Annotated in this window: 21 protein-coding genes; 10 read left to right on the top strand and 11 right to left on the bottom strand. The window is 63.2% G+C overall.

The genetic code is table 11. The features are described 5' to 3' along the window. Nucleotides 1-10 precede the first annotated feature (10 nt). Genes HBF25_RS04015 through HBF25_RS04005 form a run of 3 tightly spaced genes read left to right on the top strand, consistent with a single transcriptional unit; the run spans nt 11 to nt 3,737 of the window. On the top strand, nt 11-1,513 hold the full coding sequence (locus HBF25_RS04015) for a B12-binding domain-containing radical SAM protein (RefSeq protein ID WP_166946653.1): 1,503 nt from the start codon (nt 11-13) through the stop codon (nt 1,511-1,513). Continuing rightward, the gene (locus HBF25_RS04010) at nt 1,510-2,637 is read left to right on the top strand and encodes a glycosyltransferase family 4 protein (RefSeq protein WP_208392401.1); all 1,128 of its coding nucleotides are present in this window, start codon (nt 1,510-1,512) and stop codon (nt 2,635-2,637) included. The genes HBF25_RS04015 and HBF25_RS04010 overlap by 4 nt, the downstream gene beginning before the upstream one ends. Continuing rightward, on the top strand, nt 2,634-3,737 hold the full coding sequence (locus tag HBF25_RS04005; protein ID WP_166946652.1) for a glycosyltransferase family 4 protein: 1,104 nt from the start codon (nt 2,634-2,636) through the stop codon (nt 3,735-3,737). Before HBF25_RS04010 ends, HBF25_RS04005 begins: the two co-directional genes overlap by 4 nt. Here the strand turns inward: HBF25_RS04005 and HBF25_RS04000 are convergent. Both HBF25_RS04000 and HBF25_RS03995 read right to left on the bottom strand, forming a co-directional pair. Next, nucleotides 3,734-4,951, bottom strand: a complete 1,218-nt coding sequence (locus HBF25_RS04000; protein WP_166946651.1) for a nucleotidyltransferase family protein — start codon at nt 4,949-4,951, stop codon at nt 3,734-3,736. The two genes, HBF25_RS04005 and HBF25_RS04000, sit on opposite strands and share 4 nt — an antisense overlap. Nucleotides 4,952-4,989: 38 nt before the next feature. After that, entirely contained in the window at nt 4,990-6,462 is a 1,473-nt protein-coding gene (locus HBF25_RS03995; protein ID WP_166946922.1) for a B12-binding domain-containing radical SAM protein, read from the bottom strand. Nucleotides 6,463-6,660: 198 nt separating this feature from the next. Here HBF25_RS03995 and HBF25_RS03990 point away from each other — a divergent pair, with 198 nt between their 5' ends. Next, the gene (locus HBF25_RS03990; RefSeq protein WP_166946650.1) at nt 6,661-7,689 is read left to right on the top strand and encodes a serine kinase; all 1,029 of its coding nucleotides are present in this window, start codon (nt 6,661-6,663) and stop codon (nt 7,687-7,689) included. Nucleotides 7,690-7,699: 10 nt separating this feature from the next. Next, nucleotides 7,700-9,421 carry an ATP-binding cassette domain-containing protein gene (locus HBF25_RS03985; protein WP_243853027.1) on the top strand — a complete coding sequence of 574 codons (1,722 nt, stop codon included), beginning with the start codon at nt 7,700-7,702 and terminating at the stop codon, nt 9,419-9,421. Here the strand turns inward: HBF25_RS03985 and HBF25_RS03980 are convergent. The 5 genes from HBF25_RS03980 to HBF25_RS03960 form a co-directional block, all read right to left on the bottom strand. Then, nucleotides 9,352-9,888, bottom strand: coding sequence for a YaeQ family protein (locus tag HBF25_RS03980; RefSeq protein ID WP_166946648.1), 537 nt, complete (start codon nt 9,886-9,888; stop codon nt 9,352-9,354). The two genes, HBF25_RS03985 and HBF25_RS03980, sit on opposite strands and share 70 nt — an antisense overlap. A 124-nt stretch (nt 9,889-10,012) precedes the next feature. Beyond that, entirely contained in the window at nt 10,013-12,745 is a 2,733-nt protein-coding gene (locus HBF25_RS03975) for a TonB-dependent receptor (RefSeq protein ID WP_166946647.1), read from the bottom strand. A gap of 51 nt (nt 12,746-12,796) precedes the next feature. After that, nucleotides 12,797-13,924 carry a phosphatidylinositol-specific phospholipase C1-like protein gene (locus tag HBF25_RS03970; protein WP_208392425.1) on the bottom strand — a complete coding sequence of 376 codons (1,128 nt, stop codon included), beginning with the start codon at nt 13,922-13,924 and terminating at the stop codon, nt 12,797-12,799. 283 nt (nt 13,925-14,207) lie between these two features. Beyond that, nucleotides 14,208-14,528 (bottom strand): hypothetical protein, encoded by a 321-nt coding sequence (locus HBF25_RS03965; protein WP_166946645.1) that lies wholly within the window; start codon nt 14,526-14,528, stop codon nt 14,208-14,210. After that, a complete protein-coding gene (locus HBF25_RS03960; RefSeq protein WP_166946644.1) occupies nt 14,525-14,983 on the bottom strand; it encodes a MarR family winged helix-turn-helix transcriptional regulator in 459 nt (152 codons plus the stop codon). The genes HBF25_RS03965 and HBF25_RS03960 overlap by 4 nt, the downstream gene beginning before the upstream one ends. A gap of 209 nt (nt 14,984-15,192) precedes the next feature. Here HBF25_RS03960 and HBF25_RS03955 point away from each other — a divergent pair, with 209 nt between their 5' ends. Beyond that, nucleotides 15,193-16,758 carry a PAS domain-containing sensor histidine kinase gene (locus HBF25_RS03955; RefSeq protein WP_166946643.1) on the top strand — a complete coding sequence of 522 codons (1,566 nt, stop codon included), beginning with the start codon at nt 15,193-15,195 and terminating at the stop codon, nt 16,756-16,758. Between the two features lie 10 nt (nt 16,759-16,768). Here the strand turns inward: HBF25_RS03955 and HBF25_RS03950 are convergent, their stop codons facing one another. Continuing rightward, on the bottom strand, nt 16,769-17,104 hold the full coding sequence (locus HBF25_RS03950) for a hypothetical protein (RefSeq protein ID WP_166946642.1): 336 nt from the start codon (nt 17,102-17,104) through the stop codon (nt 16,769-16,771). 151 nt (nt 17,105-17,255) lie between these two features. On the opposite strand from HBF25_RS03950, the gene HBF25_RS03945 reads away from it, so the two are divergent. Together HBF25_RS03945 and HBF25_RS03940 are read left to right on the top strand one after the other, a co-directional pair. Continuing rightward, on the top strand, nt 17,256-17,444 hold the full coding sequence (locus tag HBF25_RS03945; RefSeq protein ID WP_166946641.1) for a DUF3606 domain-containing protein: 189 nt from the start codon (nt 17,256-17,258) through the stop codon (nt 17,442-17,444). Between the two features lie 14 nt (nt 17,445-17,458). Next, nucleotides 17,459-17,698, top strand: a complete 240-nt coding sequence (locus HBF25_RS03940; protein ID WP_166946640.1) for a hypothetical protein — start codon at nt 17,459-17,461, stop codon at nt 17,696-17,698. 18 nt (nt 17,699-17,716) lie between these two features. On the opposite strand, the gene HBF25_RS03935 is transcribed toward HBF25_RS03940, so the two are convergent. From HBF25_RS03935 to HBF25_RS03925, 3 genes are read right to left on the bottom strand one after another with little or no spacing between them, the layout of a single operon-like run. Continuing rightward, nucleotides 17,717-18,439 carry a tetratricopeptide repeat protein gene (locus HBF25_RS03935; RefSeq protein WP_341778032.1) on the bottom strand — a complete coding sequence of 241 codons (723 nt, stop codon included), beginning with the start codon at nt 18,437-18,439 and terminating at the stop codon, nt 17,717-17,719. Further along, nucleotides 18,436-19,122, bottom strand: a complete 687-nt coding sequence (locus HBF25_RS03930; RefSeq protein ID WP_166946638.1) for a Fe2+-dependent dioxygenase — start codon at nt 19,120-19,122, stop codon at nt 18,436-18,438. The genes HBF25_RS03935 and HBF25_RS03930 overlap by 4 nt, the downstream gene beginning before the upstream one ends. Nucleotides 19,123-19,165: 43 nt before the next feature. Next, on the bottom strand, nt 19,166-21,442 hold the full coding sequence (locus tag HBF25_RS03925; RefSeq protein ID WP_243853024.1) for a TonB-dependent receptor: 2,277 nt from the start codon (nt 21,440-21,442) through the stop codon (nt 19,166-19,168). A gap of 280 nt (nt 21,443-21,722) precedes the next feature. Between HBF25_RS03925 and HBF25_RS03920 the strand changes: the two genes are divergently transcribed. Continuing rightward, a complete protein-coding gene (locus tag HBF25_RS03920) occupies nt 21,723-23,054 on the top strand; it encodes a TolC family protein (RefSeq protein ID WP_166946636.1) in 1,332 nt (443 codons plus the stop codon). Continuing rightward, complete coding sequence (locus HBF25_RS03915) at nt 23,054-24,094, top strand: efflux RND transporter periplasmic adaptor subunit (protein WP_166946635.1); 1,041 nt, start codon at nt 23,054-23,056, stop codon at nt 24,092-24,094. The genes HBF25_RS03920 and HBF25_RS03915 overlap by 1 nt, the downstream gene beginning before the upstream one ends.

The following is a 24,094-nucleotide window of genomic DNA, read 5'->3' as shown; positions in this document are numbered from 1 at the left end:
CCGTGATCCCATGCCCCGCACCCTGCTGATCAACCCCACCATCACCTCGCGCAACAGCGCCCGCTTTCCGCTGTCGCTGCTGCATCTGTCATCCGCGCTGGACCTGCAAGGCGAGAGCCGCATCCTGGACGGCAACGTCGATCGCGACGTGGTAGCGGCCACGCTGCGCGCACTCGACGAGGAATCTTTCGACATGGTTGGCCTCAGCGTCATGGGTGGCCCGCAGCTCGGGCCTTCCATCGCCGTATCACAGGCGATCCGTGAGCGGCGGCCCGATCTGCCTATCGTCTGGGGCGGCTACTTTCCCACGCTGTATGCAGATGCCGCGCTAGCTGCACCCTATGTGGACTATGCCGTGCGAGGGCAGGGAGAGAAAAGCCTTGTCGAGTTGGTGACGTCACTGACGGGGCAGGGGCTGCCGCTGGAGCACATCGGCGGCGTGTCCTGGAAGCGCGACGGCAGCGTGGTGCACAACCCCAGTCGCCCCATTGCGCCAGATGATCCGGTGCGGCGCCTGCCGTACGAGAAGCTGGGAGATCCCCGTCGCTACCTTGCCCGTACCTTTCTCGGCGAACGCACGGTGGCGCATCAGGCGGCGCTAGGGTGTCGCTTCCGCTGCACGTTCTGCGGTGTCGCCGCACTGTTCGGTGGTGCGACTTATCTGCCGACGGCGCAGCGACTGGAGCGTGAGCTGAGCTACCTCAAATACGAGCTGGGCGCGGATTCGGTACAGTTCTTCGACCACAACTTCTTCGACCGCGAGGCGGACATGATTCCCCTGCTCGAAGTGATGGCAAAGCTGGAGATGCCGTGGTGGTGCTATGCCCGTGCCGATGCGCTGCTGAACCTGTCGGAAAGCACCTGGGAACTGGTACGCAAGAGCCGGCTGAAAATGGCCTACATCGGCGCTGAATCGCCCAGCGGAAAGATGCTGAAGGAGATCCGCAAGGGCACTCGCCCCGATCAGACCCTCGCCGTGGCGGAGCTGTGCCGTCGGCAGGGCGTGATTCCCGAGCTGTCCTTCATGGTGGCCCCACCGGAAAACACCGAAGAAGAAACCGAGCATACGTTCGAGTTCATCCGTGAACTGAAACGGATCAATCCCCAGTCCGAAATCATCGTGTACGTCTACACGCCGCTGCCGGAAAGCAGTCGCCATGAGAAGGACAAGGGCAAGCGTTCATCGATGCCGCTGCGTGATCTCAACGGCGCTCCGGTGGTCTTTCCTTCCACGCCTGAACAATGGGCTGAGCCCCGCTGGGTCGATTACGCCTGTCATGCCGACGCGCCCTGGGTGAGCGACGACCTGCGTCGCCGTATCCGCGATTTCGTGACCGTGCTGCGTTGTCGCTATCCCACCGTGCAGGATCTGCGTACGCCTGGCTGGGCGAAGCGCGGGCTGCGCGGCATGGCCTCTTGGCGTTATCGTTACCGGCGCTACGACCGCCCATGGGAACTGGACCTCGCCAATCGCTGGGTCAAGCTGCGGATGCCGCAGGTGTCGGGCTTATGAGCACTGCGCCGCTGCATGTCGTGCAGCTGAACCTCATCCGCGCACCGGAGGGGATGGCTCCCGAAGACCTGTTCCAGCATTGGCCCTCCCTGGCGAACATCGCCGAAGCCGCTTCCGGAAAGGGCGTGAGGGTATCGGTGATCCAGTCGTCATCCTATGACGCACGGATCGAGCGTAACGGCGTGACCTATCGTTTTCTTCCACTGGATGGGCACCGTACCGGCCGGCGGCTTGCGGGCGAAGTCGCCCGCCTGGGCGCCGATGTCCTGCATGTGCACGGTATCGACCAGGCGCGTTACGCCTGTTCGCTGAAGGCGCGACTTCCGGGTGTGCCCATCGTCCTCCAGGACCACGCCAACCGGCCGCCTCGGTGGTGGCGACGCCCGCACTGGCGGCGCTGGTATGCCTCGGCCTCGGCAGTGACATTTACCTCGACGGCGCTGGCCCGGCCCTTTGTCGATGCAAGGCTGTTCGCACGGGAAACACGCGTGTTCGCCATTCCGGAGTCCAGTTGCCGCTTTACGCCGGGCAACAAGGCACTGGCACGCGCGGAGACGGGCTTGCGCGGCAATCCCTGTGTCGTATGGGTGGGGCATCTGGATGCCAACAAGGATCCGCTGACCATGCTTGAGGGATTGCGGAAGGCGATAGTGCATCTGCCAGCCCTGCGCCTGTGGTGCGCATACGGCAACGCCCCGTTGCTGGACGAGGTGCGATCGATGATCGGGCTCGACCCGGCACTGGCTTCGCGCGTGCATCTGCTGGGACCGGTATCGCATGATCACGTACAGTTGCTTCTGCGGGCCGCAGACATCTTCGTGTCGGCCTCTCGTGCAGAGAGTTGTGGTTATGCCGCACTCGAAGCGATGGCCTGCGGCGCCACGCCAGTGCTTACGGATATACCTGCTTTCCGCACCCTGACGGCCAATGGCCGCCTTGGTGCCCTATGGAAGCCCGGGGATGCCGGTGGACTGGCTGATGCCATCGTTGCAATGACCGGGCAGGGGCCGACACGTGAACAGGTGCGCTCGCATTTCGACGAAGAGCTCTCCTTCGCCGCACTGGGTCGTCGGTGGGCCAGTGCCTATGAGGCGATCCTGCATGACACGGCTACTGTCGCATGAAGATCGCCATCGTGTTGCCCGGCGGCGTGGATCGCGGCGGCGAGGAGCGTGTGATCCCCGTCTTCCTGGCCCTGATCGGTGGGCTGGCACGCGAGAACGAAGTGCATGTGTTCGTATTGCGGCAGGAGCCCAGGCCGGGGCAATGGCAACTGGCCGGCGCGACCATTCACAATATCGGCGACGGATGGCAGCGGACACGTGCAGTGGCGGCCATCGTCAGGGAACACCGCCAGGCTCCCTTCGATGTGATCCAGGCCATTTTCTCCGGCTATTGCAGCCTGGTGGCGGTGACCGCGGCATGGTGGCTGCGCCGCCCGGCATGCGTGCATATCGCTGGCGGCGAACTCGTCTCATTGCCAGCCATAGGTTATGGCGGTCGGCGGTTCTGGCGAGGGCGGCTGCGTGAAGCCATCACACTGCGGGCCGCCGCTGCGGTGACGGCCGCAAGCGAGCCCATCCTTGCATCCCTGCGTGCGCTCGGCATCGAGGCGCATCGATTGCCGTTGGGCGTCGATCTGGACGCATGGCCACCCGCGCCGCCACGCCGCCGGGAAGGTCCCGTGGCAAGGCTTCTCCATGTGGCCAGCCAGAATCGTGTGAAAGATCAGCCGACACTGTTGCGCGCCCTGGCAACCCTGCATGCCATGGGCATCGATTTTCGCCTGGACATCATCGGGGTGGACACGCTGGAAGGCGAAATGCCGTGCCTATCCCACCAGTTGGGCCTCGATGGCAAGGTTCGCTTCCTCGGCTTCAGGACACAGCGCGAACTGCGGCCCGTGATGCAGCAGGCCGATCTGCTGGTGATGTCCTCGCTGCACGAAGCCGGTCCGCTGGTCTTGCTGGAAGCGGCCGTCGCCGGGGTGCCCACGGTGGGCACGGCCGTGGGACACCTGACCGAATGGGCGCCCGTGGCTGCACTGGCCGTGGCCCCTGGTGATCACAAGGCACTGGCGGAGGTCATCCGCAGGGTGATCGAGGACGAAGACCTGCGTCTTCGCCTTGCAGCAGAGGCGCAGCGCCGTGCATTGCAGGAGGATGCGATCTACACCACACGGCGCCTTGAAGCCATGTACATGCATATCTCGAAGCGGATTTAATCCTTGGTGGCAAGGGCGGCGCGCACCACGTAAAGCGTATCCATACGCGGCACGGCACGCCGCAGGCGCCGCACCAGCCGACGGCCATGCGACATCGTCACCCAGCTCTGCCCCTGTAGCCATAACTGGGTCCGCACCATCTCCACCCGCTCCCGTCGGGTTTCCCCATCCGGACGGAAACGACGCTTCAGATAACGCAGCACTTCGCCGGCTGTGCGGGACCATTCGATGCCGGGCATGGCCTGCAGCCACAGGTGCGAACATGACACATGGGTCAACGTCTGGCGACTCGAGACCAGCCTGAGCCACCGGGGGCAATCCTTCCTTGCACGTTCCAGTACCGTGGCGGGAATCGCGTTGCGGTAGTACTTCGCCACGAGCCGCAGGACGGGCCATGACCACCAGGGCTTGCGTTGATCCCACAAGACCTCCCAGTCCATCACGCTCATGCGCGTGGCGAGCAGGGCGATGTCGTTGAGCTGGAGCAGGCGCAGCGAGCGGCCGCTGATATTGCCGGCGGTATGCAGCAACAGATGGATCATCAGCGCGCCGTGCGAAGGATAGGCATTGAGGCCCGGATGCGGTCTGGCTGGGAAGATCGCCTGCGTGACATCCACGATCGATACCGGCAGGCGTTCATGGATGCGGGTATGCACCTCGATGTTGATGGGTGTGTCGCGGTGCTCGCCGAGTCCGGCAACGGGCGCACCCGTCACGGGCTTGAATACGCGATGCTTCCATACGACGTAGGTGCATTCGTAACCCAGGCGCCTCAACAGGTCGCCCACGCGTTCGATATCTGAACCCCGTACCAGCAGATCGATGTCCGCCATCGGGCGATCGCCCGGTGCATAGAGGCCGAGGGCGTGCAGGGCAGCACCCTTCAATGCCATCAATGGCAGGCGCACCTCGCGCGCGGCTGCATCGATGCGGCCCAGAAGTGCCTCGATACGCTGATGGCGATCGGCCACATGCTGGCGTTGTTCACGGAGAAAATGTCGCCAGGGCACGTGCTGCCAGGTGGAGAATCGATCCAGCAAGGGGCCTACGCCATGTGCGGCCACTACGGCGGAGGCGAGCTGCCATTCCATCGTGTTCCACGCCGGCAGCACGCCACCGGGACGGACCAGTGCCAGTTCCTCGGCCAGCGCTTCGGTGGCGTTGCGCAGCCCGTGACGGATGGTCTTCAGGGGTGGGAGGTGGTCGGATGGCATGGGTGTTCTCGACAGGGCAACGATGTGATGGATGGATATCAGGCCATGCCGACGGCGGCATGTGGCACGCAGATCATGTCGCCGGCCGGCGTGGCATCGCTATGCCGATAGCGACGCTCCGCGGCTTTCAGCGATTGCCATTGCGTATCCAGCGCGGCGAGCCCCTGGGCGTCGCCTGCAGCCTGAAGCACCACCAGGCGGTGGAGGAGATCGCGCACCTGCCTGTAGAAGGAAGACTCATAAGCGCCCCTGAACATCATTGCCAGGTCGGCGCTGTCCTGCCAATGCGTCTTCTGCCCCAGCTGGGCTTTCACCTGTTCGTAGAACTTCGTGCCGGGCAGGGGATAGGACACGCTGACGCCGATGTCGTCTGGCGCGGCGCGGGCAACCAGCGCCCAGGTCGCCTCGATGTCTTCGAGTGCCTCGCCCAGATAGCCCAGCTGCACGAAAAAGCCTACCCGTATGCCGTGGCGTCCCAGTCGCTCGCGCGCCTCGATCAGTTCGGCGACGCTTGTCCCTTTGTTCATGCGGTCCAGTATTTGCTGACTACCGCTCTCCGCACCGATCCATGCTTCCTTGCAGCCGGCGCTGGCCAGTGCCGCGACCATGCGTTCGCTGGTGAGGTCCGCGCGGGTCTGGATGGTGAAAGGCACCGATCCGTCGAGGTCGCGAAGATGGCGGGCGAAATCTTCCACCCAGGGCACGTGGAAACCGAAGATGTCATCGGCCATCCAGATATGATCCGGCTGGAATGCACGCTTCAGGTGCGCCATTTCCGCTGCGATATCCGCAGGATTGCGCTGTTTGTAGTGATTACCCCAGATCGGCTTGGCGCACCAGTGACAGCGGAAGGGACAGCCGCGCGAAGCGGCCATGTTGAGACTGAAGTACCCATGCCGCTCACGCCACATCGTGCGATAGCGTTCGATATCGACCAGGTCCCAGGCTGACTGGCCGCCCAGCCGGGGATCCGGTGGCTGGGCGCCGATGCGAGGCAGGCGCTGCGGGTTACCGCTCCAGGAGGCGACGTCGGGCACGCCGGCCACCCAGTCGGCCACCGCAGTGTCCGGCGCGTTCTCCAGGCGCTTGACGAGCCCGGCGATGGCAGCGATGCCTTCACCTGCCAGCACGGCTTCCGCGCCGGCTGCCAGGAACGCCTCCGGGTGGTCCGATGCGTCGGAGCCGGCCACGATGACGCGGGCGCCGCAGGCGCGGGCTTCGGTAATCATCCGGCAGGCCGCCTCGCGCATGCGGCTCAGACACATCTTGGTGAGATAGTTGAAGTTGTCTTCGTAGATGATCACGAGCTGCGGTTTGTCTGTGACCAGCGCATGGGCGTAGTCCTCGACACCTTCCGCCAGCATGGCGTCGAACAGGCTCACCGCATGTCCCATGTCGCGAAGCAGGGACGCTACCTGCAGCGTGGCCAGCGGTGGATACGGCTTTGCCCGCTCCCACTGCTTCGGGTCATAGCGCAGAAAGTACGAGTGGCTGACCTGGATTCTTAGCATCATGTGGGCCTGTGTCTTCGCCATGCCACGGCCATCGACGGCCGTCACTTCGTTGTCACCTCAACGTAAGTGCCCGGCGAGAGGAGTTCGGTTGCGCCGTCCTCGTACCTGTCACATGCAACCTTTGCCCGGGGAAAAGGCACTTATCGACATCAGGGCGTTGCTGTAGGCATCGCCGGCCGACCACGGAGTATCTTCTTGACCCGCCCGGAACCGATCCAGCGTACCGACGATCTGCGTGGCGATCCTTTCCGCGAGCACAATGCTCCCAGGGCACGCATGCGCCGGAGCATCCTGGGTGCGGATATCGTTTTCGAGAGCGATTCCCGGGGCTTGATGAAGCTCGTAGAGCTGGCCTACGGGGATCTTCCGGAACATCGGTTTTCGCCCGATGCTCCCTGGCTGCGTATCGACCTGCGCGTGATTTCCCGTAGTGAAGGCATCGCGGCCGACGAGCCGCCGCCAGTGCAGACACATTCCGGCGCAGGCCTGCTGTGCGGCATGATGGATGCCTGTAATTATGCCGTGGTGGTGCCGGCGCAGCGCAAGGCACTCGTGGTGGTGTCCTCGGACATGCTGGAGCAGCACCCGTATCACGTACGGTACGAGCTCATCGAGTTTGCCGTCTTCCTGCTGACGTCACGCGTGCTGTCGCTTGTGCCCTTACACGGGGCATGCGTCGGGCGCGGCCGGCGGGGAGTGCTGTTGCTGGGCGAAAGTGGCGCCGGAAAATCCACTCTTTCCTTGCATGGCTGGTTGCAGGGACTGGACTTCCTGGCAGAGGATGCCGTGTTCGTGAGGCCGGACGATCTTCTCGCCACCGGCGTCGGCAATTTCCTTCACCTGCGTGACGAGGCCTGCCGTTTTGTCCACGATGAACGCACACGCGCGTGGATCCGGGAATCCCCGACCATTCGTCGTCGTAGTGGCGTACGCAAATACGAAGCGGATCTCAGGCATGGGCCGGGCCGTCTTGCTGCGTCACCATTGACCCTGACCGGCATCGTCCTGGTATCGTCCCGTACGGCGAGCGACCCCTCCCGCCTGCTGAAGCCTCTGCCGACAGAAGACATTCCCGCCTTGCTGGCCGCTGACCAGCCCTATGCCACGGCGCAGGAAGGCTGGACACATTTTACCTATGCGTGTCAGCGGCTGGGTATGTATCGCCTGGAGCGAGGACGCCACCCGGACGATGGCGTCAGTGCGCTGTCGGCCTTGCTGGGCTGAGGGCATGGTCATGGGGTCAGGTCTGCGCTGGGTATTGCCGGATATCTTTGCCGGTACCATTGAGCAAGCCCTTGCTTCGCGCATTGTCGTTTATGCGGTGCTTTCGGTCGGTTCTGCGTTGACGGGAAGCGCAACGGCCATGTTGATGGTGCCGTTGGTGTCGCCGGATAACGGACAGGCCGGCACGTTCTTCGACCTGCGGCATGGACTGGAGATCCAGGCCGTGGCCTTCATCGGCATGGCAGCGGTACTGGCTACCATGCGCTGGGCGGCGTCCAGGGTGGCATCACAACTGGTGAGTGCCTACGGGGCGGATCTGCGCCGCAAGGTGCACGACCGACTGATCCATGCGCCTGTTGCGGCGCTGGCGGCCACCCCGTCCGCCGAGATCGCCAACGTCCTCACCTATAACGTCGAAATCATGGTGCAGGGTTTCAATGGACTGCTCCAGCTGTGGATCGCCGGGCTGACCTGTGCAGCAAGCCTGGGGTTCGCCTTCTACCTCTCCCCCTGGCTGCTGCTCGGCGTGCCTTTCCTGGCTGCACTGGTCATCGCCATGGCACGGGCGCGGGGACAGGAGCAGGCCGCGGTGAGTCGCGCCTACGTCGCCGACATGACGCGGCTTTTCTGGCTCAGCGAAGACTTTCCACGGCGATTGCGTCACATCCGTGCCTTTGGTCGGGGAGACGCCGAGCGTGCGGTCTATGACGCGATGGCCGGGCGGCTTGCCGCCGGTTACCAGCGGCAGATCGACATGCAGTCGTCCGGGCGGCTTATGCTGGAAACGGTCGCCGCTGCCGCGATTGCCCTGATGTTCCTGCTGGCCCATCGCACGCAAGGCGAAGCACGGGCATCGCTTATCGCAGTGAGCCTTTTGCTGGGACGCCTGCTGCCGTACATGGTCTCGACCCGCCAGAGCTTCCGGCAGCTACGTTCAGCGGTGGCGGCCTTCGACCTGTGGCGACGATACGTGGACCTGGACACGGATGTGTCCGTTCCGCCCTGCAGCGACGTGATATCTCGCTCCGCCATTCATGTGCGAAGGATCAGGATCACTTCTGCCTTGCACGCCTTCGAAGTCCATGACCTGTCGTTGGCTCCGGGAGAGCTGACCTTGATCACCGGTGACTCGGGAGCGGGTAAAAGCAGCCTGGCGGATGTGCTGTCGGGGCTCGTTGTCCCGGAGTCATTCGTGGCACACGCGATGGGGCATCCGATCGATTTCGATGCCTATCGCACACGGGTGACGCGTGGGGCCTATGTCAGCCAGCATATCCGTCCCTGGCAGGACACCGTGCGTGAAAGCCTTGCCTGGGCCGATCCGATGGCGACGGAGGCTGCGATGCGAGCGGTCCTCGCCGATGTCGGACTGGACGCTCGCCTGCTGGCGGGCGGCATGGGGCTGGATACGCCGCTTCGCGGCGAATCCAGCCAACTGTCCGGGGGCGAGTTGCAACGACTGCTTCTGGCGCAGGTACTGCTACGCAGGCCATTCCTTGCGGTGCTCGATGAAGCCACCGGCGCCCTGGATGCCGCTGCGGAACAGGACGTGCTGCGGATGCTCAAACGCCGCCTTCCGGATACCGTATTGCTGGTGGTATCGCACCGGCCGGGCCTGGCTTCGCTGGCAGATCACTGCCTGACGATATGCCACCCGGAGGATCAGGCCAGCGGAGTCAGCACGATCGGGACGATGGCATCGCCGCTGATCACCTGTGCCTCGCCATCCTGAACCATGAACTGAAGTTGCATGGTGCGCTGCGTAAGCGCGGCCAGTGCCTCGACCGTGACCGGATCGACGTCAACCACGGATACGTTTTTCGTGCGTCCAACGGCCTGCGACATCTTCTTCCACCAGACTTCGGCACCGCGGCCGCTGTACGTGTAGACGATCACACGTCGGGCGCGTCCTGCGGCGCGGCGGATGCGCTGCTCGTCGGGCTGGCCCAGTTCGATCCACAGATCGACCTCACCGGTGAGCTCCTTTCGCCACAGGTCGGGTTCGTCGTCCGAGCTGAGTCCCTTGCCGAAGGCCAGTGCGTCATCGGCATTAAGTGCAAAGGCCAGTACCCGCACCATCATGCGCTCGTCGGTTTCCGACGGGTGCTGCGCAATGGTGAGGGCGTGGTTCTGGTAGTAATGCCGGTCCATGTCGCTGACCTGCAGGTCGGCCTTGTAGACCGTGGATTTGAGTGCCATGGGGCGCTGCTGGATGTCGAGATCGGCCGCCAAGCTTACAGGAGCATGCCGGCGGCCGTGTGTTTCCTTGCCGGTGCGGGCCGCCCACGCCCGGAGCAGGGCGACAGGCGGCCGTTTCCAGGGATCAGAACGTGTAGCTGAGATTGACCATGTATACCCGCCCCGTTTCGACATACGCGCCATCGGCACCCGGGTCGTAGGCGAGATAACGTTTCGACTTGCCCGAGGTTTCATAGAACGTGGCACGATCGAGCAGGTTCTTCACCGAGACGCCAACCCCCAGTCCGTAGGGCAGGTCGTAGGTGGCGGAGAAATCAAGCGTCTTGACGGGCTGCAGGTAGTAATCCAGGCCATTGCCATTCAGCCCGATAAGCTGCAGGCCCGTATAGTTATAGATCAGGTCCGCGCGCAGCTTGTCGTCGTGATAGAACAGGTCGGCGTTGTACATGCGTTCCGGCGCACGCGGCAGCCACGAGCTGCCCGGATGATCCGGCCTGTCGCTATGGGCCGTGCTGTGCTGCACCGTCATGTTGCCGCCGACACCGAAATGACTCCATATGCCGGGCAGGGTGACGAACTGCTTGCGCAGGGCCAGTTCGGCGCCATAGATCTTCGCCGAGCCACCATTCTCGGGCGTGCTGACCGGCACGCCATTGGTGATCACCGTGCCGGTGGGCACGTTGCCACCCAGCGAGGTGTCGTTGCCCGTGGCCGACTGCGACGTGTAGATGAAGTCGTTGATGCGCTTGTAGTAGGCCGACGCCGTGAGCAGGCCGCCGGTGCTATCGTAGAACTCGGCTGAAAGATCGAGGTTGTCGGCCGTGGTCGGGCGCAGGTTCGGGTTCGGCTTGGAAATGCCCACCACCTGGCCGGTGACATCGTCGATCGAATACGTGGTCTGACCGGAGATGAGCCCGAAGGCTGGCCGGCTGAAGCTGCGTCGCAGCGATGCCCTGTAGACCGTGAATTCATCCGGCCGGTAGTTGAGATTGATGCCCGGCAGCACCTCACCATAGCGCCGCCCCTGGTTGACGAAGGCACCCGTGGCGTCATCACCGTTGGAGCGCCATGAGGTGGCGGAGTAATCCGTCAGTTCATAGCGAACGCCCGGGGTGATCGTGAGATTGTCAGCACGGAACGTGGCCATGAAGTAGCCGGCGTAGATGTTCTCGCGGCTGGACGTCGTATTGGCGTTGTAGTCGTTGGCCGTGTAGTTGCCGGTTCCGTTGGGGTCATTGAGGTACTTGTACGGTACCGCCTGATCGAGCACCCACTGGCGGTTGATCAGCTTGAAGGGCCCGGCATAGCGCCCGCCGAACGGGTTGGTGACCAGTCGCCCCGGCAGATCGGCCAGCGACGGACCACCCGGGGCCGTCGATGAATAACTGGGGCCACCGAAGAACGGTCCGCCATAGATGAAATTGTTGTCGTCGTGGCTGAAGGGATGATCGTAGGCATTGCGCTTGGAGGTATCGGCTGCGATACCGAACTTCAGGTTTTCCAGCGAGGAATCGGAGAAAGCATAGGTTCCATCGATATGCGCATTGATACGCGTATCCCGGCTACCCGCATCGCTGCCCTGGGTTTTCCAGAAGCTGTCGGTGGACAGGTTGTACGCGTAGTTGCGCAGCGCGGCGGAGTTGCCAGCCAGGCTGGGAAAGGTCGGATTGCTCAGGTTGAACTGGAACTGTCCTGGCGCCTGCGGGCCGTACAGGCTGGCTTCCACGTAGTCGGGCACGTTGCGGGTGCCGATGCCGTACGAAGTGCCATAGTCGAGCGTGAGCGCGTCGAGTGTGCTGCTGCCACCCAGTTGCAGGGCGGCGGTTTTTTCCTTGATGTCGCGCGTGTTGAAGTACCCGCCGCGAAGCACCTGGTTACCGCCCTGGTTACGTGCGGACATCTGGTTCTGTTCACCCTGGACGTCGTAGACACCATAGATGGCACGGGCGAAGAGGGATGTGCTTTCCCCGTTCCAGTCCAGCGAGACATTGCCGCCGTAACGCTTGATCTGGTTGGTGTAGACGCTGTACTTGTACTGCGAGCTTTGCAGCGGGCCTGCCTGGGACAGGTCGGTGGCCGAGGCCTTGGCCGGGTCGATGGGCGTGTACTGCGAGTTGGGCGCTACCGCCTCTGCTGCGTTGTCGTACTTGCCGTAGTAGCCGGCCGCATAGATACCGAACTGCTTCGAATCACCGAAGCGATGGGCCAGCTCCTGCTGGAACACGCCACCCTTGTCCGGCACGTCACGATGCTCGGCAAGATCGTTCATCCGTCCCTGGACTGTCGTCTTGGCATAGGTGTCGCCGGCGAAATCGAACGCCGTGGGCGTGCGCATGTCGATGGCGCCACCAATCGAATCCCCCGGCATGTCCGGTGTCGGCGTCTTGGATACCTTGACCGACTGGATGCCGAAAGGCGCAAGCATGTTGAGGGAGATGGCGCGCGTGGACGAATCCGTTTCCGGCAGTGCAAAGCCGTTGAGCGTGTAGGAGTTGTAGCTGGAGTCCAGGCCGCGGATGGTGACGTACTCGCTCTCGCCGGTGGCCGCCTGGCCCAGATGCATGTCGCTATAGGACGAAAGGCCCGGAAGATGCGAGAGGACGTCGGCGATGTTCGCCGTCGGCACCGCGTCGATCTGTTGCTTGCTCATGACCGTGGTGACGCCCACGGACAGCCGCTGCTCGTCGACCGAACCTGCGGCCGGTGCCTGCGCATCCACGTTCAGGCCGTTCAGTGCCGTGACTTTCTTATCTGCCTTGGTATCCGTGTCCGCGTCGTTCGCACGTACCGTGGGCGCATGGAAGAGGGCGGCAGCGATGGCCAGCGATAGCAGGGCCGGTGACAGGGACGTGCGCATGGGAACCTCTGGGACAGGGGCGTGGGGAGAGCCGAAGGGACGGCAGGGTGATTAGTGGGAGAGGTCGAGTCGCGCGCAGCTGTCGTTGGCCAGCAGCGGATTGCAGCGGGCTACGGCCTCTTTGGGAAAGCTCACGACATAGCCGGTGGTGGCCGGCTCGTGTGCGGGGAAGTCGGTACTCAGGATCTGTGCGCCGCTGGCAAGCATGGCATCGCGGCGCTGCACGTCGTTGGCCGCCGCTTCCTTCAGGTTGGCATCCGTACGCGTGCGCACGAGATAGCCCTCGCGCACGCGCCGGGATATGTCGTCGCGCGGCCCATCGTTCAGTTCGATGAAAGCCGCATCCTCTTCGCCCGGCGTCGCATTGGTGAACATGGCGCGCCCCCGAAGCGACGGGTGTCCCTGGAGATAAGCCTTGCCGACCGAGTGCTGGTCCAGCAGGAAAACGACATGACCCCGTGCCGCGTCGAGTGACGGCCATTGGCCGTGGCGTACCGCGTCGTTGAGCGTGGCGTGCTTGCCACGCACGTCGTCCGGAGCGATGTAGGACGCACGGGGAAACACGTCCGTGACTTCGGCTTCAAGCCGGTTCATCGCATCGGCATCGAACGGCTCGGGCGCCACGGTGGCAAAGGGCATTTTCAGCGGAGTTTCTTCGGTCTCGAACAGGATGAAGATCGGCAAGTGACGTGGATGGGCCACCGACCAGGCACGAAGCTCGCGCAGGCAGGCCTTCAACGGCTGGCACGTGCTGCGCTGGTCCATGTCCTGGATGTGCATCACCTTGAAACCCGGCACCGCCATCACGGCAGGATCGGCAAAAGGCGGATCGGCCGGGAGGCCTGCGGCCGCCACCTGGGCGATCACCGCAGGCCTGGCATAGCGACCGCCATGCACGTCGCCATACACATCCAGTTCTACCTGGCGCACCCCATCGTCCAACTGACGGGTCAGCGACGGATGGGAGTAAGTCAGGATGGAATACGTCGCCGGATCGACCTTGCGCCAGATGGCGGCCTCACCAGCCGCGAGTCCGGCGTGATAGCTGTTATGGCTGCCTATGTATTGCAGCTCGTTGATGCGCGTAACCTGCGCGGCCTGGGCGATGACCGGCATGAGCAGTACGGTGGCGCAGGCCAGTCGCAAGGCGTGAAGGGCGCGAGCCGGAGACTCTCCCATTGCCGGCCGAAGATCGTTTCCGCTCATGTAGCCACCGCCGAAGTAAGGATTTAAGAAATTTAAATCGATCCATCTGGCACGTTATCGGCGGATTTTGACTGAAAGACGATGTACGGATGACAGCTTTGGCGGCTTTGTTACCGGTTGTGTGACACCCGTATCTTATTGCGGCGCCCCGGTGTGACCGGCATCACGGTATGGGCGTGCTCCCGCGCATAGACCACTTCACGACCCTGGGCATCGTGATTGCCATGCCTGAAACGGCGTGGCGAACCGGATCGGTTCAGTGCTCATTTCCACCGTGGAACTGGCCGAAATTTCGCGCCATCCAGATTCCCATGAGCAGCAGGCCGGCGCCGAGACTTGCGATATCGGGCCATGACCGGGCGTCGAACTCACCGACGCGACATACCAGCAGGTAGGCCACCAGAAGATTGAAGCATCCCCACGCCACATTCACCGCGGATGAGGAAAGCCCTTTCCCTGGTGGTGTGGCAAAGGGCGTCTGGAATGGCCTGCCCATGACGCCGCTGACGTAATGAGGGATGGCGTTGGCAAGCACCACGCCAGCGAAAAAATAGGCAAGTTCATGCAGCCAGGTCATGACGGCTCTCCTTTCACAGCAGCAAGGTCATCGATAAGCGCGGCAGCGGCGAGCAGGGTTTTTCTCTGCTCGGCGCTGAGTCTTCCCATGGCGGCAAGTAACCATGCATGTTTTGCTTCGGTTGCCATGTGCCTGGTGCGCAAGCCCAGCGGGGTCAGGGTGAAGATGAACTGGCGACCGTCGCTGGGGTGGGAGTGCCGTTTCACCAGTCCTTCGCCCTCGAGACCGGAAAGCAGCGTACTCATCGATTGCGGCTTCATCGCTTGTAAGCGGGCCAGTTCCGCATTGCTGAGCCCGTCGGTTTCCGCCAGGGAAGCGAGAACGGCAGATTGTGAAATGCTCAATCCGCCCGGATTGGCCTCCACACGGAGGCGGCGAAGGATGCGTCCCATGGCCTGGGTCAGCGCAGGAACCACGGCTTCAGGGGTAACCGGGGGATCTTTGGGCCTGTTCATGGCGCGAGCATGCCATATCATCAGTTTAACTTACAAGTTAAGCTGATGATCAAGCGAGCCTGTTTTGAGCAAGATGCCAGGCCACCCAAATGGCGACCATTGACGCAGGTAACCTGGCACGCTAGATCGGATTGGAACCGGGTGGGGCGGTGAAGCACCAGGATAGCCCCAAGCGTTAATCACCGATCAGTTCGCCCCAGGAAAGCCGCATGCGGAAACATCCCTCGTCTCGCATGGATGGCGATCGCCCGCCGTCCTCGCAAGGTATTGCCACGCCGGACGTTCCGGTGCCCGAGGCCGATCCCGCTCCCGAACCCAGGGGCGTCAGTGCCGAACTGCTCGATCGCCTGCCGGCCATGATCTGGAGCACGCGAGCGGACGGTCATCTGGACTATGCGAATAACCGCTGGCTCGAACATACCGGCCTCAGTTTCGAAGAAGCCTCCGGCTGGAACTGGCGGGCAGCGGTGCATCCGGATGATATCGACGGACTGGTCGCTTACTGGAGCGGCTTGATCGACAACGAACAGGATGGCCAGTACGAGTACCGGTTGAGCCATCCCGAGAAGGGGTATCGCTGGGTCGTATCCCGCGCTACGGCCCATCGTGACGCCGAAGGCAAGGTGCTCCGCTGGTACGGCGTGCGCTTCGATATCGAAGACCGGCACCGGGCGGAGGATGCGCTGCGCACGAGCGAAGCCTATCTCAGCCAGGCGCAGCGGCTCAGCCAGACGGGTAGTTTTGGTATCCACCTGCCGAGCGGCAGGGCGTACTGGTCTGACGAAACCTATCGGATCTGCGGCTATGAGCGGGCGGTTGAGCCGAGCCTGGCATCGTTTCTTGATGCCGCCCATCCCGATGACAGGCAGCGACTTCGCGATGCCCTGTCCATGTCCAAGCCATCGGATGGCGTCGCGCTCGAATACCGGCTGGTGCGCCCCGACGGATCGATTCGTCACGTACGTCTGGTCGCTCAGGTCATTGCCACTCCTGACGGTACGGAATATGTCGGGGCGATCATCGATGAAACCGAAAGCAGAAAAGCCTCGTCCGATCTGGACGAAGCCCGGTCACATCTGGCCCATGTGTCCCGGATTGCGACGATGGGACAACTGGCGGCATCCATCGCCCACGAAGTGACCCAGCCCCTGGCTGGCATCCTCATCAACTGCAGCAGCACCATGCAATGGCTCAAGAGCGAGCCGATCGACGTGGAGAAGGCCCAGGCGGCCATCGAACGCATCATTGCGTGCACGGAGTGGGCGACCTCCGTCGTCAACAACCTGCACACCTTTGCCCGCCGCGAACCACCGGCGCGGGTTGCCCTGGATCTCAATGAGGTGATCGACGAGGCCGTTCGCTTCGTGCACGCGGAGCTTCAACGGTCGGAAGTAGCGCTTCGCCTTGATCTGGCTCCCGACCTGCCCGAGGTGATGGGCGACCGCATCCAGATCCAGCAGTTGTTGATCAATATCGTCAACAACGCGATCCAGGCGATGAACGGCGGGAAGTCGGCGCTTCGCCAGATAAGCATCGGTACGAGGGTCGATGGCGCAGCCTCGGTCATCCTCGACATCGCCGATACCGGGCCAGGCATCGGTGACACGGACGCCAGCCACCTGTTCACGCCCTTTTTCACCACGAAGGCCGATGGCATGGGTATGGGGCTGGCGATATGCCGCACCATCATGGATCACCACGGCGGCAGCATCGGTGTGTCGAACAACCCGGTGCACGGCGCCACGTTCCATCTGGAGTTTCCGGCACGACGTTAAGCATGGGCCCCTAGGCAGAGCGCCAGGGATGCTCCTTGCCGCTCTGGCGAAGCTTGTGGCCAACGTCGTCGATCAGCGACTTGAGCTGTTCGGTCAGCGCCCGGGTGTCTGAGATGGACCCGAAGAATTCCACTTGATTGCCCCGCACCTTCACGTCGGCAAGCCCGAGCTTGCCTCGTATGTCGTCTACTTCCCGGCGAAACAGTTGCACCCACTTTGTGCTTGGCTCGCAATTGAGCAGGGCGATGACGGGCAGGTCGGTCACATGGCTGACCTTTGCTTCCAGTTGCGGAATTTCAAACCCTACGACGGCCGGATGCTGAGGATCGGCCTTCTGCGTGAACATGGTAATAGCCGGAAGATCGGGTCTCAGGTATACGCCTTATGAGAGAAGCAGACAATGTGCCATCCCGTGGAACGGGCCGCGTTCGTTTTTGCGTAACATCCGCGTAACCCCGGTGGTGAGACAAGAGTTCTTTGCACCCACGGCCACGCGCATGACGGTTAAATTGGTGACATTGAGACCGGCTGACCTTGCCAGGGTGGATATTTCCCTTCCCGCGGATCTCAACTACTGGACTCGCGTTCTCGGCGTGTCCGAGCTTGAATTGCTCAGCGCGGTTGAGGCTGTCGGCGACAGCTCATGGAACGTCCGCGTTGAAGTCCGGCGTCGTCGCACGCAGTGAACATTCAACTTGGCGTGTCACCGATCTTCATTTTCTATCCGGAAATCAACGGACGAAGCTGGCGGGTGCTGGTATCCGGCGGCAAGAAAACCGAATTCGCCAAGGAAGGGCAAGCGGTGGCCTTTGCCATGTCGTCCGCTGAAACGCTGAAAAGGCGGGGGCGGGCGGTCAAGGTATTCAAGGAGAGCCTGGCCGGCCACTGGGTTCAGCTTCCCATTCCGGTGTCCTCTACCCAGTTGCCCCTGGGCGGCTGAAGGCTCTGAGTTGCCCGCTCAGGTGCCGGAGGCGGGCAGACAGGTGCTCAACAGCTCCCGCACGCGGGGATTCCCGCTGGAGCCCAGCGTTTCGCGCATGGCTTCGATGAAGGCGGCAGGCGCCTTCGACAGCCCTCGCTCCAGATAGATCGCTGCATCGTCGAACCGTTCTTCGGCAACGAGTACGGATGCCCAGCTGCATTCGCCGCGGTAGTCACCGGCCAGTGCCGAGCGTTCATAGAGGGAGCGGGCCATGATCGTGTCCTGATCCGTCTCCCAGCCGTGCTCGTAGTAACGCGCCAGGAAGTTCATGGCGCGGGCATGTCCCAGGGCCGCTGCCCGGCCGAACCAGAGGAACGCCGCGCCTCGATCGCTGCCGATACCACGCCCTCGCTCAAGCATGTGTGCGTAGTTGTACATGCCCCAGTCGAGGCCATGCTCGGCCGCCCGGCGAAACCAGACGGCGGCCAGCGGGTAATCGACCACGGTACCCCAGCCATTCTCATGGCAGCGACCGAGCATGTTCATCGCCATGGGCGAGTGCTGGTGGGCCGCCTGCATGAACCAGTACACCCCTTCGGCAGGCTGCGCGACACAGCCCTGGCCATCCAGCAGCATCTGGCCACCGATGGTCTGGGCTGCTGCATCCCCTGCATGGGCCAGGGACATGACATAGTCGAATGCACCTATATCGCCATCAGCCAGGCGTTGTGCAAATACCGAAGCGTCGAAGCCACTCACGTCTGCGACCATTCGCGAAGCAGGTTGTGATAAATGCCCGTGAGCCGGAGCAACGCACCGGAATCCGCGCCGCTGGCCGTGAGCTCCTGGATGGACAGGTCCATGTCGAACAGAAGCCGCCGCCGCGTCGTATCCGCCACCATGCTCTGCACCCAGAAGAACGAAGCCATGCGCACGCCACGGGTGACCGGGTTTACCCGGTGCAGGCTGTTGGCCGGATAGAGCGCCAGATGGCCGGCCGGCAGCTTGATATCGTGGGTGCCGTAGGTGTCTTCGACGACCAGCTCGCCACCGTCGTACTCCCCGGGCTCACTGAGGAACAGCGTGGCGGAGATATCGGTGCGCACTGCGACGGGAGGGGATGTGCGCCGGTCGTAGCGGACCGCATTGTCCACATGCATGCCGAATGCCTGTCCACCCTGATAGCGATTGAACAGGGGGGGATAGATCCGCAGGGGAATCGCTGCGGAAAAAAACGTGGGATGCGCGAGCAGGCGCTCGGTCAGGATATCGCCCAGGGTGCGTGCCACGGGGTCATCTTCGGCTACCTGCTCGTTGTGCTTTGCCGCTGCCGAGCGGTAGCCCGCCGTGCTGCGGCCGTCTTCCCATCGCGCGGCGGCAAGCCGTTCGCGAAGTGCGGACAGGTCGGTGGGGGAAAGCAGGTCGGGAATATGCAGCAGCATCGTCTTGGATGCCGGGCCGCCATGAGCGGCCCGGCCCTCGGGGTCAGAAACGGAAGTTGGCGCTGAGAATGCCCACGCGGCCCGGCGCAACATTCGCGTAGTGAGCGGCGTATGCCTTGTCGAAGTAGTACTTGTTCGTGAGGTTCTGCACGTTGAGCTGCAGGGTCACGTTCGGGTTCAGCACGTAGGACGCCATGAAGTCGTAGCGCGTATAGCCGGGCACCCACTTGGTGTTCGCCGTATTGCCGTAGACGCGATCCATGGAGAAGGCGCCGCCACCGACCGTCAGGCGAGGGGTGACCGCATAGGTGGTCCACAGCGTGAAGCTGTTCCTGGGCGTGTTCGGGAACTGGTTGCCCTTGCTGGCGGCATCGGCCGGCGCAGGCTTCACCAGGTCGCTATCGAGCCACGTGTAGCCGGCAAACACGTTCCACGCTTCGGTGACGCGGCCATTGATACCGATTTCCACGCCGTCCACGCGCTGCTTGCCAGCGTTGACCATCACGCTGCCACGGCCGCCGGTGGCGACACGGGCATTGCTCTTCTCGCTGCGGAACACGGCGCCGGTCAGCGAAATACGCTGTTCGAGCAGGTCCCACTTGGTGCCCAGTTCAAGATTACGGCTGCTTTCGGGCTTGAGCGATGCATTGGTCGCGGCGACGCCATCGGCGCCGTCACCCGCATCCACGCCCGGCGGGTTGGACGAGGTGCCCCAGGATGCATAGATGCTGCCATTGGGCGCCGGCTTGAAGACCAGGCCCGCCTGCCAGTTCCAGAACGACGAGTTGTTCCTGACGTTCGTCACGGCCTGGGTGGTGGTGGTGACGGCCGTCGACTTCGTTTCGAAATGGTCGTAGCGGGCACCGAGGTTCAACGACCACATCTCGTTGAAGTCCATCGTGTCGAACGCCCAGGCCGAGCGGGTGTTGGTGCGGATGCGGTTCGGGTTCTGACCGCCGATGAGTGCGCCGGTCCAGGGATCATGCGGGTTGGCGCCGATGACCGGAGCGCACCAGTATCCCGAGCGCGCACCGATACCGTACCTTGCGGAACAGGCGCCATTGGCAATGGAACCGCTGTTATGGGTATCGGAAGGCCCCGTCGCCGGATCGACCAGATAGGAGGTGCGATTGGTCTTTTCGTTGGAGATTTCGATGCCCGTGGCAACGGTGTGCTTGATCGAGCCGGTGGTGAAGCTGCCGGTCAGGTCCGTCTGGTTGGTGAGCGACTGGGTGGAGCTGTCGCGATTGTTGTTGCGGCGCCAGACACCACCATTGACCAGGAAATTGCCCTGGCTGTCGTCGGGCTGGGTCCACACGTAATCATTGGTCGAGCGCGCATACACGGACGTATTGCGCAGCTGCCAGCCGTCACCGAAGTTGTGACGGACGACGATCTGGCCGATATCGTTCTTCTGCTTCTGGAAGTCGCGATCCAGCAGGCCGTAATAGGTATCGCGCGGCACGTGGATCGGACCGCCGCTGCGGGTGGGGGCATTGTTCGGGTTGTTGTACGGAATACCGCTGTCCGGCGTATCGTCGGTCTGCAGGTGGTAGTAGCTGAGCGTGACGCTGGTATCGGCGTGCAGGCCGAAGGTGACCGAGGGTGCCACGCCCCAGCGTCCCTGGTCGGGGCCGTTGCGGCCCGGAATGTCGGCTTCGTGGCCCATGACATTGAGGCGGAATGCCGCATCGTTGCCAAAGGTCTTGTTCCAGTCGACGGTGCCGCGGCGATAGTTGTCCGTACCGATGCCGACGCTTCCCGCGATGAAATCGCGCGCGGTCGGGGCCTTGGTGACGAGGTTGATGCTGCCACCCACCGAACCGCGGCCGGTGTAGGCCGAACTCGGGCCCTTGGTCACCTCGACCTGCTCGATGTCGAAGATTTCGCGCTGCTGCGAACCCGAGCTGCGCACACCGTCGACGAAGATCGAGCTCTCCGAATCGAAGCCGCGGATCACGGGCCGGTCGCCATTCGGGTTGCCGCCTTCGCCGGCGCCGAAGGTGATGCCCGGAACGGTGCGGAGCACGTCGAGCAGCGAGATGGCATTGGTCTGCTGGATGATTTCCTGCGGTACCACGGTGACCGAGCGCGGCGTATCGAGCAGGGGCGCCGTGAACTTGGGCGACGTGCTGTTGACCACGGTGGACTGGACGCGCATGCCTTCGAGGTTTTCCGTCCTTGAATCCTTGCCCTTGTCCTGGATGTCGGTATCGGCGACTTCACCCGCATGGGCAGCGGAGCTGGCGATCACGAGGCCAAGGGCGCTGGTGACGAGGCGGCGGGGCGGAAGGGATTTCGAGGCGATGTACGAAGGCATGAGCATTCCGGTGTATGCGGCTCCTGCGGGAGCCGGGCAAAACGAAGCCCATGGCTCATTCGCGAGGAAGGAGCCAGGCGGGGCTTGCTTGGGGCGCAAATAATTGCGGGTCGAAACGTTATCGCATTTGATAATGATTCGCAATAAATATTTGCGAGTCGCAAGCGGGTGAAAGGCCACCTTACAAATTGCTTAGCGAAAGCGCGGGCACTCACGCCACAGATTCCACTAAGCGAGCCTCGTTAACGTGGGTATCCATCGTTTCCAGCCACGGCTCTGCATGCCTTCCACCAAAGCCCTGTCTCTTATCGCCAGCCTTGCTGCCATGGGACTGGCGGGGTGTGCGCACTACGCACCACTGCCCTTGAATCCATCCGCGCGCTTCGCGTCCTCGGTCAACGGACTCCATGGAGATGCCAGCGCTTCAACGCCGCTCACAGAGGCCGAGGTCGTGCAGCTCGTCTTGCAGAACAATCCGTCGCTCCATCTGGCCGCCATCCAGCATCGTGAGACGGAAGCGCAGGGACGTGGCGGTGCGTTGCTACCGAATCCCTCATTCTCGGGCAGCCTGGGTTACCTGCTCTCGGGCGCGGGCAATGCCACGGCATGGACGGCAGGGCTGGCCCAGGGCGTCAATGGATGGATCACCCTGAAAGCCCGCCGGGACGAGGCGAAAGCATCTCTCCGGGAAGTCGATGCCTCCCTGGCCTGGCAGGCGTGGCAGGACGTGGGCAAGGCCCGGGTGCTGGTCGCCGACGTCGTGCTCGAAAAAGAGCTTCTCAGGGTGCAGGTCGATCTGGCCGATGCACTGGGGCGGCAGTCGGAAGCATTGGCCAGGGCAAAAGCGCGTGGGGACATCGATGCGACCGTAAGTGGACCCGTGGCCCTGGCGGCGGCCGAGGCACGCGCGAACGTTGCGGACACGGAGCGTGCCCTGGCCGATAAGCGAAGAGAACTCGCCAGCCTCATGGGGCTGGCGTTCGATGCAGATGTGACCTTCGCGCCCTTGCTTCCGCTCCAGGCGCCGGACCCGGGCGCGGTTGACGCCGCCATCGACAGCATGGCCGCGCATCGACCGGATCTCGTTGCCCTGAGGATGGGCTACGACGCCGAGGACGCCCGTTTCCGCCAAGCGATTCTTTCGCAATTTCCACCCCTGACCATTGGCTACAACGCGTCCCAGGACAACAGCCGCGTCACCAATGGCGGGCCGGCACTGGTATTCGACCTGCCGGTATTCGACCGAGGCAGGGCCCGGGTGGATGCCGAAGCCGCCACGCGCCAGCGACTGCACGATGAATATGGCTACCGCATCGCAGATGCGACCGACGAGGCGCGCGCCTTGCTCGCTGCCTGTCAGCGAAGCCGTGCGCAATGGATGCGCCTGGATCAGGTCGCAGCCGGCGACACGGATTCACTGGCAACGGCTTCCAGCGCTTTGCACAGGGGCGATGTCGATCAGGCGACCTACACCGATATTGCCGTTGCCAGGCTGTCGCGCCAGGTCACGTTGATCCGGTTGCAGATCGTGATGCGTGAGCAGCGCGCGGCCATGGACACACTGCTTGGTACGGGCATGCCTGAAATTCATCTTCTTGCCGGAACCCCCTGATGCGCCTGTCCACTCTTCTGCTGACAGCCATGTTGTCGGCATCTCTGGTCGCCTGCCAGGGGACATCGTCCGGCACCCCACAGGAGGCGGTAACCGCCTCGGTCAAGGTGGCGATGCCCTCGCGGGCAACGATGGCCCGCATCGCTGTCGCCTACGGCGACATCGCCGCCGGTCCGTCCTCGCAGCAGACGGTCAGTTTTGGCACGGAAGGCCGCGTGACGTCCCTGTCAGCGGTGCAGGGCGAGATGGTCCGGCAAGGACAGGACCTGGGCACATTCCAGTTCACGCCTGCATCTGTCATTGCGTGGCGACAGGCCCGCTCGGCGATGGATGTCGCCAGCCAGTCGTTGAGCAGGCTGCAGCGCTTGCGCGATGACCATCTGGCAACCGATGAGCAGGTGGCGCAGGCCAATAAAGCCCTCTCGGATGCGCAGGCGGCGCTTACGGCGTATCCGCTGGCGATGGGCCACGACGGGCGTGTCAGCATACGGGCGCCTGCCAGCGGCCATATCGTTGTACTCGCGGCAAGCGTCGGCCAGCTTGTAGCGGCCAATACGACCTTGCTTACCGTAACCCCAGACACGGATCAGGTTCTTCTGGCAGGCGCCGAGCCACGAGACGCCGCACGGATAAAGCCCGGGATGATGGTTCGCATGACGCCAGTCGCAGGTGGCGATGCCATCACGGGCACCGTCGTTCGTGCCGGCGGCGCGATCGACAACGGCACCCGGCTGGTTCCTGTGCAGATCCGGCCTGCGCAATCCCTGGTGATCGGAAGCGCCTGGCGTGCGGATATCACGCTCGATGACGTGGAAGGGTGGCGTGCACCGGCGGATGCCTTGACCGAGGATGGCGACCAGCAATGGCTTTACCAGCTTGCCGGGGGCCGCGCCTATCGGGTCAAGGTGCAGGTGTTGCTGGAGCGCGATGGCGAGGTCCTGCTTCAAGGTGCCGTGGCACCTGACCGTCCCATGGTGGTGAGCGGCAATCCCCAACTGGCCGATGGCATGAATGTGGCCGTAAGCGGCCCGGCGCAATGA

It is taken from the genome of Luteibacter anthropi (assembly GCF_011759365.1).
In the GTDB taxonomy this organism is placed as follows: domain Bacteria; phylum Pseudomonadota; class Gammaproteobacteria; order Xanthomonadales; family Rhodanobacteraceae; genus Luteibacter; species Luteibacter anthropi.
Note: the sequence above shows the minus strand (reverse complement) of the source record. Positions and strands in the feature narration are given on the sequence as shown.

Bases quoted from the DNA above. Each gene is read 5' to 3' on its own strand.
- HBF25_RS04015 (WP_166946653.1), top strand. From the start codon at position 11: ATGCCCCGCACCCTGCTGATCAACCCCACCATCACCTCGCGCAACAGC.
- HBF25_RS04010 (WP_208392401.1), top strand. From the start codon at position 1,510: ATGAGCACTGCGCCGCTGCATGTCGTGCAGCTGAACCTCATCCGCGCA.
- HBF25_RS04005 (WP_166946652.1), top strand. From the start codon at position 2,634: ATGAAGATCGCCATCGTGTTGCCCGGCGGCGTGGATCGCGGCGGCGAG.
- HBF25_RS04000 (WP_166946651.1), bottom strand. From the start codon at position 4,951: ATGCCATCCGACCACCTCCCACCCCTGAAGACCATCCGTCACGGGCTG.
- HBF25_RS03995 (WP_166946922.1), bottom strand. From the start codon at position 6,462: ATGCTAAGAATCCAGGTCAGCCACTCGTACTTTCTGCGCTATGACCCG.
- HBF25_RS03985 (WP_243853027.1), top strand. From the start codon at position 7,700: ATGGGGTCAGGTCTGCGCTGGGTATTGCCGGATATCTTTGCCGGTACC.
- HBF25_RS03980 (WP_166946648.1), bottom strand. From the start codon at position 9,888: ATGGCACTCAAATCCACGGTCTACAAGGCCGACCTGCAGGTCAGCGAC.
- HBF25_RS03975 (WP_166946647.1), bottom strand. From the start codon at position 12,745: ATGCGCACGTCCCTGTCACCGGCCCTGCTATCGCTGGCCATCGCTGCC.
- HBF25_RS03970 (WP_208392425.1), bottom strand. From the start codon at position 13,924: ATGGGAGAGTCTCCGGCTCGCGCCCTTCACGCCTTGCGACTGGCCTGC.
- HBF25_RS03965 (WP_166946645.1), bottom strand. From the start codon at position 14,528: ATGACCTGGCTGCATGAACTTGCCTATTTTTTCGCTGGCGTGGTGCTT.
- HBF25_RS03960 (WP_166946644.1), bottom strand. From the start codon at position 14,983: ATGAACAGGCCCAAAGATCCCCCGGTTACCCCTGAAGCCGTGGTTCCT.
- HBF25_RS03955 (WP_166946643.1), top strand. From the start codon at position 15,193: ATGCGGAAACATCCCTCGTCTCGCATGGATGGCGATCGCCCGCCGTCC.
- HBF25_RS03950 (WP_166946642.1), bottom strand. From the start codon at position 17,104: ATGTTCACGCAGAAGGCCGATCCTCAGCATCCGGCCGTCGTAGGGTTT.
- HBF25_RS03945 (WP_166946641.1), top strand. From the start codon at position 17,256: ATGACGGTTAAATTGGTGACATTGAGACCGGCTGACCTTGCCAGGGTG.
- HBF25_RS03930 (WP_166946638.1), bottom strand. From the start codon at position 19,122: ATGCTGCTGCATATTCCCGACCTGCTTTCCCCCACCGACCTGTCCGCA.
- HBF25_RS03925 (WP_243853024.1), bottom strand. From the start codon at position 21,442: ATGCCTTCGTACATCGCCTCGAAATCCCTTCCGCCCCGCCGCCTCGTC.
- HBF25_RS03920 (WP_166946636.1), top strand. From the start codon at position 21,723: ATGCCTTCCACCAAAGCCCTGTCTCTTATCGCCAGCCTTGCTGCCATG.
- HBF25_RS03915 (WP_166946635.1), top strand. From the start codon at position 23,054: ATGCGCCTGTCCACTCTTCTGCTGACAGCCATGTTGTCGGCATCTCTG.